Below are 13,402 nucleotides of genomic sequence, written 5' to 3'. Positions count from 1 at the left end.
CTCACCGGACCGTCGCCGCCGCAACGGATCGCGCGGGGACGATCGTGGCGGGCGGACGGCCGTTGAACCGGCTCGCCGTCACCGTCGTGTAGGCCCCCATCGTCGGTGCGATCACCAGGTCGCCCACGTGCAGCTCCGGCATCGGGTAGCGCCGGGCGATCACGTCCGCGCTGTCACAGGTCGGGCCCGCGAGCGTGACCCAGGACGGCTCGCCCATCGGCTGATCGAGCTCCCGCCCGGCGATCAGGAGGGGATGCACGTCCTCGGTCATCACGTTGGAGTAGCTGCCGTACAGGCCGTCGTCCAGGTAGTACCAGCGCCCATCCGGACGGTCGGCGACGCCGACGACCGCGGCGACGGCGGTCATCGCGTCCGCGACGATGCAACGGCCCGGCTCCGCGAGCACCGTGACACGGCCGGCGAGCGGTTCGAGCAGCGGCCGGATGGCGGCGGCGATCTCGACGGCGGACGGCTCGAGGTCGCGGTAGGAGGCGGGGAACCCGCCGCCGATGTCGAGGACCGTGAACCGGATGCCGTGGCGCGTCTCGAGGAGCGCCATCAGCTGGAGCGTGTCCGCGATCGCCTGCCGGAAGGGCGCGACCGACGTGGACTGGCTGCCGACATGGAACGAGAAGCCGGCCACGTTCACGCCCTGCGCGACCGCGGTGGCGACGAGCCGCTCGGCCGTGCGCCGGTCGGCGCCGAACTTGGTCGAGAGATCGATGTGCGCGTCCGGGTTGTCGACCGCGAGCCGGATCAGCACGGCGCAGTCCGACGGCAGGTCCCTGGCCTTCAGCAGCTCGACGTGGTTGTCGACGACGAACGTCCGCACGCCGGCGGACATCGCGGCGAACCGCTCGACGAAGGTCGCGATCGGGTTGCTGAAGAGGATCTGGTCGCCGGAGACGCCCGCGTCGAGCACCGCGCGCAGCTCCGGCTCGCTGGCGACGTCGAAGCAGCCGTCCTCCTCGGCGACCGCCGCGAGCACGGCGGGGTGGTCGAGCGCCTTCACCGCGTAGTGCAGGCGCACCCCCGGCAGCGCGGCGCGCAGCGCTCGGTACCGCTCCCGCACCACGCCCGTGTCGAGGACGAGCACGGGTCCGCCCGCGCGGTCGTGGGCGGCGGCGAGGTCCGTGTGCGCGTACCGCTCGGCGAGCTGCCGGCGTCGCAGCTCCCGCATGGCCGGGGCGACGGGCTCCGCGGCGGCCGCCACCGCGTCGGCGTCCGCCGGGACGCGCGGCGTGCGCCACCCCGCGAGCTCGGTGAGGCGGTAGGCCGTGGCTGCACCGACGTAGAAGAGCACGTCCGCCGCGATCTTGCCGGCGACGAGCCCGACGGCGGGGTTCGGGAGCAGCGTGACGCCGACGAAGAGCAGTGCAGGGCGCGCCAGGAGGGTGTCGAGGAGCTCGACCGGCCCGAACTCGGCGACCCCGAGCCCCACGGTGCGGGAGAGCAGGCGCCATCCGCCGTCCGGGACGACGCGGCGCTGCTCGAGCAGGATCAGCACGAATGCGACCGCGTAGAAGCCGATCGACTCGGCGATCGTGCCGGCGACGGCGGTGCCGAGGACCGAGCCGGTGCGCTGCAGCGTGAGCAGGCCGGCGGTCAGCAGGAGGACGGTCCCGGCGAGCTCGCAGGGCAGGTAGCGGACCACCCAGAAGCGCGCCGAGGTCAGCAGGCGGCCGAGGGTGCGGGGACGTTCGTTCGACGCGCTCAGCGCGACCGGCGAGGTGGTCATGCCGATCAGGAGGGTGCGAGGCCCCCGCCTGATACATCCGCGTCAGGTCACGACGAGCACGACCTCTCGCTCGCGGAACGCCGCGTAGCGCGCGACCGCCGCCGCCTCGAGGGCATCCGTCAGACCCGCGGACGGCGCCTCGAACAGGCGAGCCGTCAGCTCGAGGCGCCTCGCCCGCGCCGCCACCGACCAGGTGCCCACCACAGCGCCGGCGGCCACGACGACGTGCTGGAAGATCGGGTTCCGCCGGCTGTCGAGCAGCGGCCGGTGCCGTTCCTCGAGCAGCTCGGCCCGATCGGCGTAGGCGACGACGTACTCGTCGAAGTTCGGCAGGAGCAGCACGCCCTCCGCCGGGTGCACCTCGCCCGGCGGCCACAGCAGCTCCCGGCCGTCCTCCTCGGACCGCTCGAACTCGTCGCGGACCGCGTCGACGGCGAGCCGGGCGTCGGCGGCGTTGAGGCCCGACCACCAGCGGAAGTCGGCCGGCGTCGCCGGGCCGCGCGTGGTGAGGTAGCGCCGGGCGAGGTCCGCCAGGACCGCCTTCCGCGGTGGCAGCGGGCCGGGCGGCGTGCGGTCCTCGACGAGCGCGTAGGTCTGCGTGCGCTCGCGTGCGGGCCCGCTGCACAGCACCGCGGCCGACTCGGCGTGGATGATCCCGTTCGCGAGCCCCACGCCGTCCACGGCGACTCCGGCGGCGTCGAGCGCCGTGGCCAGCTCGGGGCGGGTGGCGGGACCGTCGCGGAGGCGGTCGGCCACCACCTCGTGCAGGCGCCGCAGCCGCGCGTCGTCGAGGCCCGCGCGCCGGAGCTGCGGAGCCGCCGCCCGCTGGACGTTCACGCCGGTGGCCGCGACGTACGGTCGCAGGTCCTCCGGTGCCACCAGGTGCCAGGTGGGCCGCAGCACGTGGGTGCGGAGCACCTCGCCGCGGTCGAGCGCTGCGAGCACCTCGGCCGCGGTCGCGCCGCTGCGCTGCCCGACCGCCAGGAGCGCGCCGGGCAGGTCCTGCGACTGCACCGCCCCGAGCGCCCGGACGACGCCGGCGACCGGGCGGTCCGCACGCGGTGCGAGCCGCTGCCCGGCGAGCCGCCGGGCGCGCAGCTCCTCGGGCGTCATGGGGTCAGCCGGGCGTCCGACCGGATCCGGAGGGCCGCCGCCTCGATCGCGGACGCGGCGGCGTGGATGGTCTCGCTGCGGTCCGCGGGCGGCAGCACGGCGACGAGGTGGCGCAGCAGCGCGCTCGCCGCGAGCACCTGGGCGCGGCGCTCGTCGGCGTGCGCGGGACGCCAGCGCTCATCCGCGACGTAGGACGGCAGCACCGCGAGCAGGGTCTCGGGCGACGCGATCCTCGCCGCGGCCCCGTCGGCTCCGAACTGCCGCTCCGCCTCCACGAGCACGCGCGCCTCGGGCGGCAGCACCGCATCCGCGACCGCCTCGACGCAGTCCCGCAGCAGCTGCTCGGCCCGATCGACGGCGGCGAGCCGTCGGCCGGCGCACCCGCGCCTGCGGGTCGCGAAGAAGGCGGTGAGGGTGCTGTCCACGTCGTCCCGGAACCACTGCATGCACGCATGGTGGACCGGGCCACCGACAGCGGGCGGGACCGGGACGGCGGGTGGCGACACCGCCGTCCCGGCCGCACTCAGCGGCGCTGCGTGATGCAGAGGATGTTGCCCTCGCTGTCCCGGAACCAGGCGCTGCGCATGTCGTCGCTCTCGACGACCCCGTGGTCGGTCTTCATGCCCGGGATCTCGAACTCCTCGAACACCACCCCGACGCCGCGAAGCCGCGCCATCTCCGCGTCGAGGTCGTCGGTCATCCAGACCATCTGGGTGTTCTTGGCGGACCCGGCGTTGGGGGTCTCGTAGATCTCGAACGCGGTGGCGCCGTTCGTGTAGACGAGCGAGCCGTCGTCGTGCTGCTCGCTCGGGTCCATGCCGAGCGTGTCGTGGTAGTAGCCGCGGGCCCGGGCGAGGTCGGCGGCGGGGAGGATGGTGTGTGCTTCGGTGAACACGGAAGCGTTCCCTTCGAGAGGAAGCGGAGGATGCAGAGGCTCAGCGTGAGGCGGAGCAGTGGAGGCGCTGGATGGGGCGTCTCCCGTCCGCGCCGGTGGTCGTGCTCGACGAGCGGCGCGGGAAGGCGGATCCGCGGCCGATGGTACGCCCAGCAGGCGCCCTGCGGAGGGTCAGAATGGGGCGTGGACTCACTGGCCCAGCACGACGACTACGAGCAGGGCGCGCTGACCGAGGAGGACCTCGACCCGGATCCGTTCGCCCAGTTCGCGCGGTGGCTGGCCGACGCCGAGCGGGCCGGGCTGCCGAGCCCGAACGCGATGGTGCTCGCCACGGTCGGACCGTCGGGGCCGACCTCGCGGACCGTGCTGCTGAAGGACGTGACCGGCGGCCGCTTCCAGTTCGTCACGAACAGCACCTCGCGGAAGGGCCGGGCGCTGGCCGCCGACGGGCACGTGTCGCTGCTGTTCCCCTGGTACGCCCTCGAGCGGCAGGTGCTCGTCGACGGCCTCGCGACGCCTGCTCCGTCGGCGATGAGCGACCGGTACTGGGCGAGCCGGCCGCGGGGCTCGCAGCTCGCCTCGTGGGCGAGCGACCAGTCGCAGCCGATCGCCTCGCGTGCGGACCTCGAGGCGCGCGTCGCCGCGACCGAGGCCCGGTTCGCGGACGTCGAAGCCGTGCCGAGGCCGCCCCACTGGGGCGCCTGGCTCGTCGCGCCGTCCCGCATCGAGTTCTGGCAGGGGCGGCCGTCGCGGCTGCACGACCGCCTGGTGTTCAGCCGCGCGGGCGACGGCTGGGCCGTGGAGCGGCTCCAGCCCTGACGCCCTCGCGGCCGTGCTCCTCGCGAACGGCCAGGTGGAGCAGGACGAGCGCCCACATCCGCAGCGGCTGCCAGGCCCCGGTGAGGCGATCGGCTTCGGCCGGCGTCGGGACCGCGGGCAGGTCGAAGGCGCGTTGCACGCCCTCGAGCGTCATCGGGTCGTGGGTGGTCCCGGTGGGGACCCCGACGCCGCGGTAGAGGATCGCGTCGGCGAAGAACGGCCCGATGCCGGCGATGGTCTGCAGCTCGGCGAGCGCCTCGGCCTCGGGGATCGAGCGCAGGTGCGCCCGGTCGAGCAGCCCGTCGAGCGCGGCCCGCGCGACGCCGTGCAGTCGCTCGACCTTCGCATCAGCGACCCCGTCGACGTGGCGGACCCCGAGGATCGACTCCGGGTCGGGGAACGCGGCGAAGCGCTCTCCCGCCACCTCGATCGTCTCGCCGATCTCCTCCGCCATCCGTGCGCGGATGCGCCGGGTCTGCACGATCGAGATGCGATGCCCGATGACGAACGCGGCAGCCGCCTCGTAGGGCGAGTGGAACATCGTCGGCCGCAGGAACCCGTGCCGCCGCTGCAGCTCGCCGAGCCAGGGCGTGCGCCCGCCGATCTCGGGCCAGGGGCGGCCGTCGACGTCGAGCGAGATCGCCGCGAGCGCCTGCCCGGCCGCGTCGTCGGCGATCCCGGCCGGCGCCTCGACCTGCACGTCCACCTCGTCGCCGCGCTGCCGCAGCACCACGGCGGCGGATCCGGCCCAGCCCTCCACCGGGAAGGCCATCACGACGGCACCGGGCTCGCCGGCGAGCTCGGGCCACGGGTTGAAGTAGCGGTTCTGGTTCGCGAGGTCGAAGGGCCCGAGGGGCGTCATGACCGGGCCATCTGCTCGCGGACGAGCGGGGCGATCAGGTCGGGGCGCTCGACGCCCGGGAGGTGCGCCACGCCCGGCAGGACCACGCGGCGCGCGCCGGGGATGCGCTCGACGATCGGCTCGAACCACGGCAGGTCGGCCGGCACGTCGTACTCGCCCCACACCACCGTGACCGGCACGCGGATGCGGTCGAAGGCGTGCCACACGTCGAGCCCGGCGTCGCCGGCGCCGTCGGGCGCGGCCCACGCGAGGATCTGCCGGTTCATGTCGGCGACCAGCTCGCGCGCGGCCCCGCCGACGCGGCCCTCGGGCTGCGCCGGGCCGTCGAGCCAGAGGTGCTGCAGCAGCCGCACCTGCGCCTCGACGTCGCCCTCCGCCTCCGCGCGCTGCAGCGGCCCGTAGACGGCCTCCGTGGCCGGGTCGAGCTCCCAGTCGATCGGTTCGCCCTCATCCGTCATGCCGCTCGCACCGCCGGCGACGTGCAGCACCCCGGCCACCCGCTCGGGCGCGGTGAGCGCGAGGTCGAGCGCGAGCGCGCCGCCGTACGAGTTGCCGACGATCACGGCGCGGTCGAGGCCTGCGGCGTCGAGCACCGCGACGAGGTCCTCGAGGTGGGTGAACGGCTCGTCGCCGGGCGGCGTCTCGCCGAAGCCGCGGCGGTCGTACGCGATGAGGTCGAGGTCGTCGCCCTCGAGCAGGTCGAGCACGCCGTGCCATGCGCGCCGGTCGGCGACGTTCGCGTGGAGGAGCACGACCGCAGGCGCGCCTGGCCTGCCGCGCCGCTCCCCCGCGAGCACGACGGCGTCGGATCGGCGGACGGAGAACGCTTCGCTGGGCATGCCGCAACCCTGGCACCGTCCTCCGACAAAGCCGCTGGCTGTTGCCACGTTCTGCGGTCTTGAGCGACTCAAGACCGCAGAAAGTGGCAACAGCCGAGGATGGGAGGCAACACTCGCGCGCCCCGGACACGGAATGTGCCCGCCGACAGGGATTCAATGAGGGCATGCACGCAGCGCCGCAGCCGGTCCTGGTCGACGTCGGACCGCTCTCGATCGACGACGTCGTCGCCGTCGCCCGGCACGACGCCCCCGTCCGGCTCGCCGCGGATGCGCTGACCGCGATGGCCGAGAGCCGCGCGGTGATCGACGCCCTCGCCGAGGATCCGCTCCCCCACTACGGCGTCTCCACCGGCTTCGGGGCGCTGGCCACCACCTCGATCCCGCCCGAGCGCCGCGCGCAGCTGCAGCGGTCGCTGGTCCGCAGCCACGCCGCCGGCAGCGGCGAGCCGGTCGAGCGCGAGGTGGTCCGCGCGCTGATGCTGCTGCGGCTGTCCACGCTGGCGACCGGCCGCACCGGTGTGCGCCCCGTCGTCGCCGAGACCTACGCGGCGATCCTCAACGCCGGCATCAGCCCTGTCGTGCACGAGTACGGCAGCCTCGGCTGCTCGGGCGACCTCGCTCCGCTCGCCCACTGCGCGCTCGCGGCGATGGGCGAGGGGCCGGTCCGCGACGCCGCGGGCACCCTGATGCCTGCCGAGGAGGCGCTCGAGGCGGCCGGCATCACCCCGCTCGTCCTCGCCGAGAAGGAGGGCCTCGCGCTCCTGAACGGCACCGACGGGATGCTCGGGATGCTCGCGCTCGCCCTCGCGGATCTCGAGGCGCTGCTCCCCCAGGCCGACCTCGCGGCGGCGATGAGCATCGAGGGCCTCTCCGGCACGGATGCGGTCTTCGCCGCGGACCTGCAGGCGCTCCGCCCGCATCCGGGCCAGGCGACCTCGGCGGCGAACCTCCGCGCCGCGCTCGCCGGCTCGCCGCTCGTCGAGTCGCACCGCGTCGCCGGTTTCACCCGGGTGCAGGACGCCTACTCGCTGCGCTGCGCGCCGCAGGTGCACGGCGCGGTCCGCGACACGATCAGCCACGCGCGGACGGTCGCCGAGCGGGAGCTCGCGAGCGCCGTCGACAACCCCGTCGTCACCCTCGACGGCCGGGTCGAGTCGAACGGCAACTTCCACGGCGCGCCCGTCGGCTACGTGCTCGACTTCCTCGCGATCGCCCTCGCGGACCTCGCGAGCATGTCGGAGCGGCGCACCGACCGGTTCCTCGACAAGCACCGCAACGCCGGCCTGCATCCGTTCCTCGCGGACGACCCCGGCGTCGACTCCGGCCTGATGATCGCCCAGTACACGCAGGCGGCGATCGTCTCGGAGCTGAAGCGGCTCGCGGTGCCGGCCTCGGTCGACTCCATCCCGTCGTCCGCGATGCAGGAGGACCACGTGTCGATGGGCTGGAACGCGGCCCGCAAGCTGCGCCGCGCCGTCGACGGGGCCCGCCGTGTCGTCGCCATCGAGGTCATGACCGCGGCTCGCGCCATCGACCTGAAGGCGATCCCGGCCGCGGCCGTCACGGGCGCGGTCGTCGCCCGGCTCCGCGAGTCGGTGGACGGCCCCGGCCCCGACCGCTTCCTCGCCCCCGACATCGAGGACACCGTGGCGCTCGTCGCCTCCGGCGCCCTGCTCGCCGCCGCCCGCACCGCCGCCGCGGCCGCGGGCACCACCCTCGTCTGACCCGAACCAGGAGCACGCGATGACGCTGACCCCCACCCCCATCCGCGCCGCCCGCGGCAGCACGCTGACCGCGCAGGGCTGGCCGCAGGAGGCTGCCCTGCGGATGCTGCAGAACAACCTCGATCCCGAGGTCGCCGAGCATCCGGAGGACCTCGTCGTCTACGGCGGCACCGGCAAGGCCGCCCGCGACTGGCCGAGCTACCACGCGCTCGTCCGCACCCTGACGACGCTGAAGGGCGACGAGACGATGCTCGTGCAGTCCGGCCGGCCCGTCGGGGTGATGCGGACGCACGAGTGGGCGCCCCGGGTGCTGATCGCGAACTCGAACCTCGTGCCCGACTGGGCGAACTGGACCGAGTTCCGGCGCCTCGAGCACCTCGGCCTCACCATGTACGGCCAGATGACCGCCGGATCCTGGATCTACATCGGCACCCAGGGCATCCTGCAGGGCACCTACGAGACCTTCGCGGCCGTCGCCGAGAAGCGGTTCGGGGGCACCCTCCCCGGCACGATCACCCTCACCGCCGGCCTCGGCGGGATGGGCGGCGCGCAGCCCCTCGCGGTGACGATGAACGGCGGCGTCGCGATCGTCGTCGAGGTCGACCCGAGCCGCATCGCCCGGCGGATCGAGCACGGCTACCTGGACGTGGAGGCGCGCGACCTCGACGACGCCGTCCGCCTGGCGGTCGAGGCGCGCGACGCGAAGCGCGCCCTCTCGATCGGCCTCCTCGGCAACGCAGCCGTCGTCGTCCCCGAGCTGCTCGCCAAGGGTGCCCCGATCGACATCGTGACCGACCAGACGAGCGCCCACGACCCCCTCGCCTACCTCCCCGTCGGCATCGACTTCGCCGACTGGCACGACGCCCGCACCCGCGACCCCGAGGGCTTCGCCACCCGCGCCCGAGACTCCATGGCCCGCCACGTCGCGGCGATGGTCGGCTTCCAGCGCGCCGGCGCCGAGGTCTTCGACTACGGCAACAACCTCCGCACGGAGGCCAAGACCGCCGGGTACGCGGATGCGTTCGCCTATCCCGGCTTCGTGCCCGCCTACATCCGCCCGCTCTTCGCCGAGGGGAAGGGCCCGTTCCGCTGGGCGGCGCTGTCCGGCGACCCCGCAGACATCGCGAAGACCGACCGGGCCGTGCTCGACCTCTTCCCCGAGAACGAGTCGCTCGCCCGCTGGATCCGCCTCGCCGAGGAGCGCGTGCACTTCCAGGGCCTCCCCGCGCGGATCTGCTGGCTCGGCTACGGCGAGCGCGACAAGGCCGGTGTGCGCTTCAACGACATGGTCGCCTCGGGCGAGCTCGCCGCCCCGATCGTGATCGGCCGCGACCACCTCGACGCCGGCTCCGTCGCCTCGCCCTACCGGGAGACGGAGGCGATGAAGGACGGCTCCGACGCCATCGCCGACTGGCCCCTGCTGAACGCGCTCGTGAACACCGCGTCCGGCGCGACCTGGGTGTCGATCCACCACGGCGGCGGCGTCGGCATCGGCCGCTCCATCCATGCCGGGCAGGTGTCGGTCGCCGACGGCACCGACCTCGCCCGCGAGAAGCTCGAGCGCGTGCTCACGAACGACCCCGGCATGGGCGTGATCCGGCACGTCGACGCGGGCTACGCGGAGGCGGATGCGGTCGCCGACCGCCTCGACGTCCGCGTCCCCATGCGCGAGTCGTGAGCCGCATCGGGCGGCTGCTCGAGACGCTCGCGCCGATCGGCCGGAACGAGCAGGGCGGCTACGACCGCCTCGCCTGGACCGACGCGGATGCCGGGATGCGGCGGTGGTTCCTCGCCGAGGCGGCATCGCTCGGCCTCGAGACCGAGGTGGACCGCAACGGCAACCTCTGGGCGCACTGGCGGCGGCAGCCGGGCGGCGGCCTGGTCGTCGGCTCGCACCTCGACAGCGTCCCGAACGGCGGCGCCCTCGACGGGCCGCTGGGCGTCGCGAGCGCCTTCGCCGCGATCCGCTCGCTCAAGGAGGCGGGTGAGACGCCCGCGTCGAACGTCGCCGTGGTCGCGTTCGTCGACGAGGAGGGCGGCCGGTTCGGCATCGCCTGCCTCGGCTCGCGGCTGATGACCGGTGCGCTCGACCCCGATCGGGCCCGCGCCCTGACCGACCGCGAGGGCGTGCGGCTCGACGACGCGATGCGGGCCGCCGGCCTCGACCCCGACGGGCTCGGTCCCGACCCGGTGCGGGTCGCCTCGATCACCGCCGCGGTGGAGCTGCACGTGGAGCAGGGTCACCTGCCGATCGACGGCTCTGACGCGGCAGGACTGACCGCTGCGGACGCACCGCTCGGGGTGCTCACGGGGATCTGGCCGCACGGCCGCTGGCGGATCGACGTCGTCGGCCAGGCCGACCACGCCGGCACGACGCCGATGGCGGATCGCGACGATCCGGTGGTCGGTGCTGCGGCCGTGGTGCTCGCCGCCCGTGAGGCCGCGATCCTGGAGGGGGCGCTGGCGACCGTCGGCCGCGTCGAGGTCGAGCCCGGCGCCGTGAATGCGATCGCCGCGCGCGCGTCGCTCTGGCTGGACGTCCGCGGGGCGGATGAGGGCCGCATCCGCCGGGTCGTCGACCGGATCGCGGCGGCGGCCGGTGTCGATCCGGTCCAGGAGAGCTGGACCGCGTCGATGCGCTTCGCCCGGTCCGAGACGCGGCGGATCGCCGCCGCGGTCCGGGAGGTCACCGGTTCCGAGGCGCCGGCGCTCCCCTCCGGCGCCGGTCATGACGCCGGCGTGCTGCAGGCCGCCGGTGTCGCCGCCGCGATGCTCGCCGTCCGGAACCCGACCGGCGTCTCCCACGCACCCGGCGAATCGGCGGACCTCGCCGACATCGAGGTCGGCGTCGCGGTGCTCGCCCGGCTTCTCGCCGGCTTCCCCGCTTCCGGGACGGCGACCGCATGACCACCTACTGGCTCGAGCGGGCGGTGCTCCCGGAGGGCATCGCGGAGCGCGTCCGGGTGCGCGAGGAGGGCGGGAGCATCGTCGCGGTCCTCCCGGACCTGCCCGCGGGCGCCGCCGATCTCCGCCTCCCCGGCCTCACGTTCCCCGGCTTCGCGAACGCCCACTCGCACGCGTTCCACCGCGCCCTCCGAGGCACCACCCACGCCGACGGCGGCTCCTTCTGGACCTGGCGCGAGGCCATGTACCGCCTCGCCCGGCGCCTCACCCCGGAGTCCTACCGGCCGCTCGCGACCGCCGTCTTCGCCGAGATGGTGCTCGCCGGCTTCACCGCCGTCGGCGAGTTCCACTACCTCCACCGCACCGCCGGTGGCGGCGCCTACCGCGATCCGACGGCCATGGCGGATGCGGTGCTCGCCGCAGCCGCGGACGCCGGCATCCGCATCACGCTGCTCGACACCCTCTACCTGCACGGCGGCCTCGACGACGAGGGCACCCGACTGCCGGCGTCGCCCGCCCAGCGTCGCTTCGTCGACCCGGACCTCGCCACCTGGGCGGCGCGCCACCGCCGCTTGGCCCCCGGCCCGCTCGCGCGCATCGGCACGGCGGCGCACTCCGTCCGCGCCGTCGATCCGGATGCGCTCGCGCACCTCCCCGGGCTGCTCCCCGAGGACGAGCCCGTGCACGCCCACGTCTCCGAGCAGCCCGCCGAGAACGCCCAGGTCGCCGCGGCCTACGGGCGCACGCCCCTCGCGGTGCTCGCCGACGCCGGCCTCGTCACCGATCGGTTCACCGCCGTGCACGCCACGCACCTCACCGACGCCGATGTCGCGCTGCTCGCGGACGCCCGCGCGACCGCCTGCATCTGCCCGACGACCGAGGCGGACCTCGCCGACGGCATCGGCCCCGTCCGGCGGCTCGCCGACCGGCACGTCGCCCTCGCGCTCGGCACCGACGAGCACGTCCGCATCGACCCGTTCGAGGAGCTGCAGCGGCTCGAGGCCGACCAGCGGCTGGCGTCGGGCGAGCGCGGCCGCCTCTCCCCCGGCGCACTCCTCGCCGCCGCGACCCGCTCCGGCTACCGCTCGCTCGGCTGGCGGGGCGGCGGCGCGATCGAGGCCGGCGCGCCCTGCGACCTCGTCGCCGTCGACCCCGCCTCCCCGCGCACCGCGGGAGCACGGCCCGACCAGCTGCACCTCACCGCATCCGCCGCCGACGTGACCGACGTGGTCGTCGGCGGCACCCACGTCGTCACCGGCGGGCGGCACCGCCTCGGCGACGTCGGCGGCCTGCTCGCCGATGCGATCGCCGACCTCCAGGAGGACCGCGCATGACCACCACGCTGATCGACCGGATCGGCCTCCTCGTGCGGAACGTCGACGACGACGGCCTTCCGGACGAGCTGCCGGACGCCGCCGTCGTGGTCGAGGACGGCCGGATCGCCTGGCTCGGCCGTGCGGCGAACGCGCCGGCCGCCGACGAGCGGATCCACGCGGACGGCCGCTGCGGGATCCCGGGCTTCGTCGACAGCCACACCCACCTCGTCTTCGCGGGCGACCGCTCGGCCGAGTTCGAGGCCCGCATGGCCGGCCGCGCGTACACGGCCGGCGGCATCCGCACGACGGTGGCCGCGACCCGCGCCGCCACCGACGAGCGGCTGCTCGCCCGCGCGACCGCGCTGGTGGCCGAGGCGCGGCGGCAGGGCACGACGACGGTCGAGATCAAGAGCGGCTACGGCCTCACCGTCGAGGACGAGGCCCGCGCACTGCGGCTGGCCGCGACCCTCACGCCCGAGACGACGCTGCTCGGCGCCCATGTCGTGCCGCCCGAGTACGCGGACGACCCCGACGCCTACGTGGACCTGGTCGTCGGACCGATGCTCACGGCCTGCGCTCCGCACGCCCGCTGGATCGACGTCTTCTGCGACCGCGGCGCCTTCACCGTGGCGCAGGCCGAGCGGATCCTCGCCGCCGGCCGCGACGCCGGGCTCGGGCTCCGGCTGCACGCCGCGCAGCTCGCGCCCTCCCCCGCGGTCCGCCTGGGCGTCGAGCTCGGCGCGGCCAGCGTCGACCACTGCACCCACCTCGAGCCCGAGGACGTCGACGCCCTCGCCGGCAGCGGCACGGTCGCCACGCTGCTCCCCGGCGCCGAGTTCTCGACCCGTTCCCCGTATCCGGATGCGCGCCGGCTGCTCGACGCGGGCGTCACGGTGGCGCTCGCGAGCGACTGCAACCCGGGCTCCTCGTTCACGACGTCGATGCCGTTCTGCATCGCCGTCGCCGTCCGGGACATGGGGATGACGCCGCGCGAGGCCCTCCGAGCCGCGACCTCAGGTGGCGCCGCGGCGCTGCAGCGCGACGACATCGGCGTGCTGCGCGTCGGCGCGCGGGCCGACCTCGTGCTCCTGGACGCGCCGTCCTACATCCACCTGGCCTACCGCCCGGGCGTCCCCCTCGTCCACCGCGTCCTCACGGCCTGACACCGGGAACGCCGAAGGGCCCGGCACCT

12 protein-coding genes are annotated in these 13,402 nt (G+C 75.1%); 6 read left to right on the top strand and 6 right to left on the bottom strand.

What is annotated here, in order from left to right; translation table 11 throughout:
- Position 1 precedes the first annotated feature (1 nt).
- The 4 genes from VIG76_RS12680 to VIG76_RS12665 all read right to left on the bottom strand — a co-directional run bounded on the left by VIG76_RS12680 (position 2) and on the right by VIG76_RS12665 (position 3,746).
- Positions 2–1,738 (bottom strand): type III PLP-dependent enzyme, encoded by a 1,737-nt coding sequence (locus VIG76_RS12680; protein ID WP_331954700.1) that lies wholly within the window; start codon positions 1,736–1,738, stop codon positions 2–4.
- A 42-nt stretch (positions 1,739–1,780) separates the two neighbouring features.
- Positions 1,781–2,851: a DNA glycosylase AlkZ-like family protein gene (locus VIG76_RS12675; protein ID WP_331954698.1), complete on the bottom strand. Its 1,071-nt coding sequence runs from the start codon at positions 2,849–2,851 to the stop codon at positions 1,781–1,783.
- Positions 2,848–3,297 (bottom strand): hypothetical protein, encoded by a 450-nt coding sequence (locus VIG76_RS12670; protein ID WP_331954696.1) that lies wholly within the window; start codon positions 3,295–3,297, stop codon positions 2,848–2,850. The genes VIG76_RS12675 and VIG76_RS12670 overlap by 4 nt, the downstream gene beginning before the upstream one ends.
- Before the next feature lie 77 nt (positions 3,298–3,374).
- Positions 3,375–3,746 (bottom strand): VOC family protein, encoded by a 372-nt coding sequence (locus tag VIG76_RS12665; protein WP_331954694.1) that lies wholly within the window; start codon positions 3,744–3,746, stop codon positions 3,375–3,377.
- Between the two features lie 183 nt (positions 3,747–3,929).
- Here VIG76_RS12665 and pdxH point away from each other — a divergent pair, with 183 nt between their 5' ends.
- A complete protein-coding gene (gene pdxH, locus VIG76_RS12660) occupies positions 3,930–4,565 on the top strand; it encodes a pyridoxamine 5'-phosphate oxidase (protein ID WP_331954692.1) in 636 nt (211 codons plus the stop codon).
- Here the strand turns inward: pdxH and VIG76_RS12655 are convergent.
- Positions 4,519–5,427 carry a DNA-3-methyladenine glycosylase family protein gene (locus VIG76_RS12655; protein ID WP_331954690.1) on the bottom strand — a complete coding sequence of 303 codons (909 nt, stop codon included), beginning with the start codon at positions 5,425–5,427 and terminating at the stop codon, positions 4,519–4,521. The two genes, pdxH and VIG76_RS12655, sit on opposite strands and share 47 nt — an antisense overlap.
- Complete coding sequence (locus VIG76_RS12650; protein ID WP_331954688.1) at positions 5,424–6,266, bottom strand: alpha/beta fold hydrolase; 843 nt, start codon at positions 6,264–6,266, stop codon at positions 5,424–5,426. Before VIG76_RS12650 ends, VIG76_RS12655 begins: the two co-directional genes overlap by 4 nt.
- Positions 6,267–6,430: 164 nt before the next feature.
- On the opposite strand from VIG76_RS12650, the gene hutH reads away from it, so the two are divergent.
- The 5 genes from hutH to hutI are packed head-to-tail and all read left to right on the top strand — an operon-like array spanning position 6,431 to position 13,373.
- The gene (gene hutH, locus VIG76_RS12645) at positions 6,431–7,990 is read left to right on the top strand and encodes a histidine ammonia-lyase (protein WP_331954686.1); all 1,560 of its coding nucleotides are present in this window, start codon (positions 6,431–6,433) and stop codon (positions 7,988–7,990) included.
- Between the two features lie 19 nt (positions 7,991–8,009).
- Complete coding sequence (gene hutU / locus VIG76_RS12640) at positions 8,010–9,668, top strand: urocanate hydratase (RefSeq protein WP_331954684.1); 1,659 nt, start codon at positions 8,010–8,012, stop codon at positions 9,666–9,668.
- Complete coding sequence (locus tag VIG76_RS12635; protein ID WP_331954682.1) at positions 9,665–10,897, top strand: allantoate amidohydrolase; 1,233 nt, start codon at positions 9,665–9,667, stop codon at positions 10,895–10,897. The genes hutU and VIG76_RS12635 overlap by 4 nt, the downstream gene beginning before the upstream one ends.
- A complete protein-coding gene (locus VIG76_RS12630) occupies positions 10,894–12,228 on the top strand; it encodes a formimidoylglutamate deiminase (protein WP_331954680.1) in 1,335 nt (444 codons plus the stop codon). The genes VIG76_RS12635 and VIG76_RS12630 overlap by 4 nt, the downstream gene beginning before the upstream one ends.
- Positions 12,225–13,373: an imidazolonepropionase gene (gene hutI, locus VIG76_RS12625; RefSeq protein WP_331954678.1), complete on the top strand. Its 1,149-nt coding sequence runs from the start codon at positions 12,225–12,227 to the stop codon at positions 13,371–13,373. Before VIG76_RS12630 ends, hutI begins: the two co-directional genes overlap by 4 nt.
- Positions 13,374–13,402: the final 29 nt, after the last annotated feature.

Origin of the sequence: Amnibacterium sp. (assembly GCF_036559085.1) — a bacterium.
Taxonomy (GTDB): Bacteria; Actinomycetota; Actinomycetes; order Actinomycetales; family Microbacteriaceae; genus Amnibacterium.
Note: the sequence above shows the minus strand (reverse complement) of the source record. Positions and strands in the feature narration are given on the sequence as shown.

What these genes read in the sequence shown, in the direction of transcription:
- VIG76_RS12680 (WP_331954700.1), bottom strand. Translation starts at nt 1,738, where the DNA reads ATGACCACCTCGCCGGTCGCGCTGAGCGCGTCGAACGAACGTCCCCGC.
- VIG76_RS12675 (WP_331954698.1), bottom strand. Translation starts at nt 2,851, where the DNA reads ATGACGCCCGAGGAGCTGCGCGCCCGGCGGCTCGCCGGGCAGCGGCTC.
- VIG76_RS12670 (WP_331954696.1), bottom strand. Translation starts at nt 3,297, where the DNA reads ATGCAGTGGTTCCGGGACGACGTGGACAGCACCCTCACCGCCTTCTTC.
- VIG76_RS12655 (WP_331954690.1), bottom strand. Translation starts at nt 5,427, where the DNA reads ATGACGCCCCTCGGGCCCTTCGACCTCGCGAACCAGAACCGCTACTTC.
- VIG76_RS12650 (WP_331954688.1), bottom strand. Translation starts at nt 6,266, where the DNA reads ATGCCCAGCGAAGCGTTCTCCGTCCGCCGATCCGACGCCGTCGTGCTC.
- hutH (WP_331954686.1), top strand. Translation starts at nt 6,431, where the DNA reads ATGCACGCAGCGCCGCAGCCGGTCCTGGTCGACGTCGGACCGCTCTCG.
- hutU (WP_331954684.1), top strand. Translation starts at nt 8,010, where the DNA reads ATGACGCTGACCCCCACCCCCATCCGCGCCGCCCGCGGCAGCACGCTG.
- VIG76_RS12630 (WP_331954680.1), top strand. Translation starts at nt 10,894, where the DNA reads ATGACCACCTACTGGCTCGAGCGGGCGGTGCTCCCGGAGGGCATCGCG.
- hutI (WP_331954678.1), top strand. Translation starts at nt 12,225, where the DNA reads ATGACCACCACGCTGATCGACCGGATCGGCCTCCTCGTGCGGAACGTC.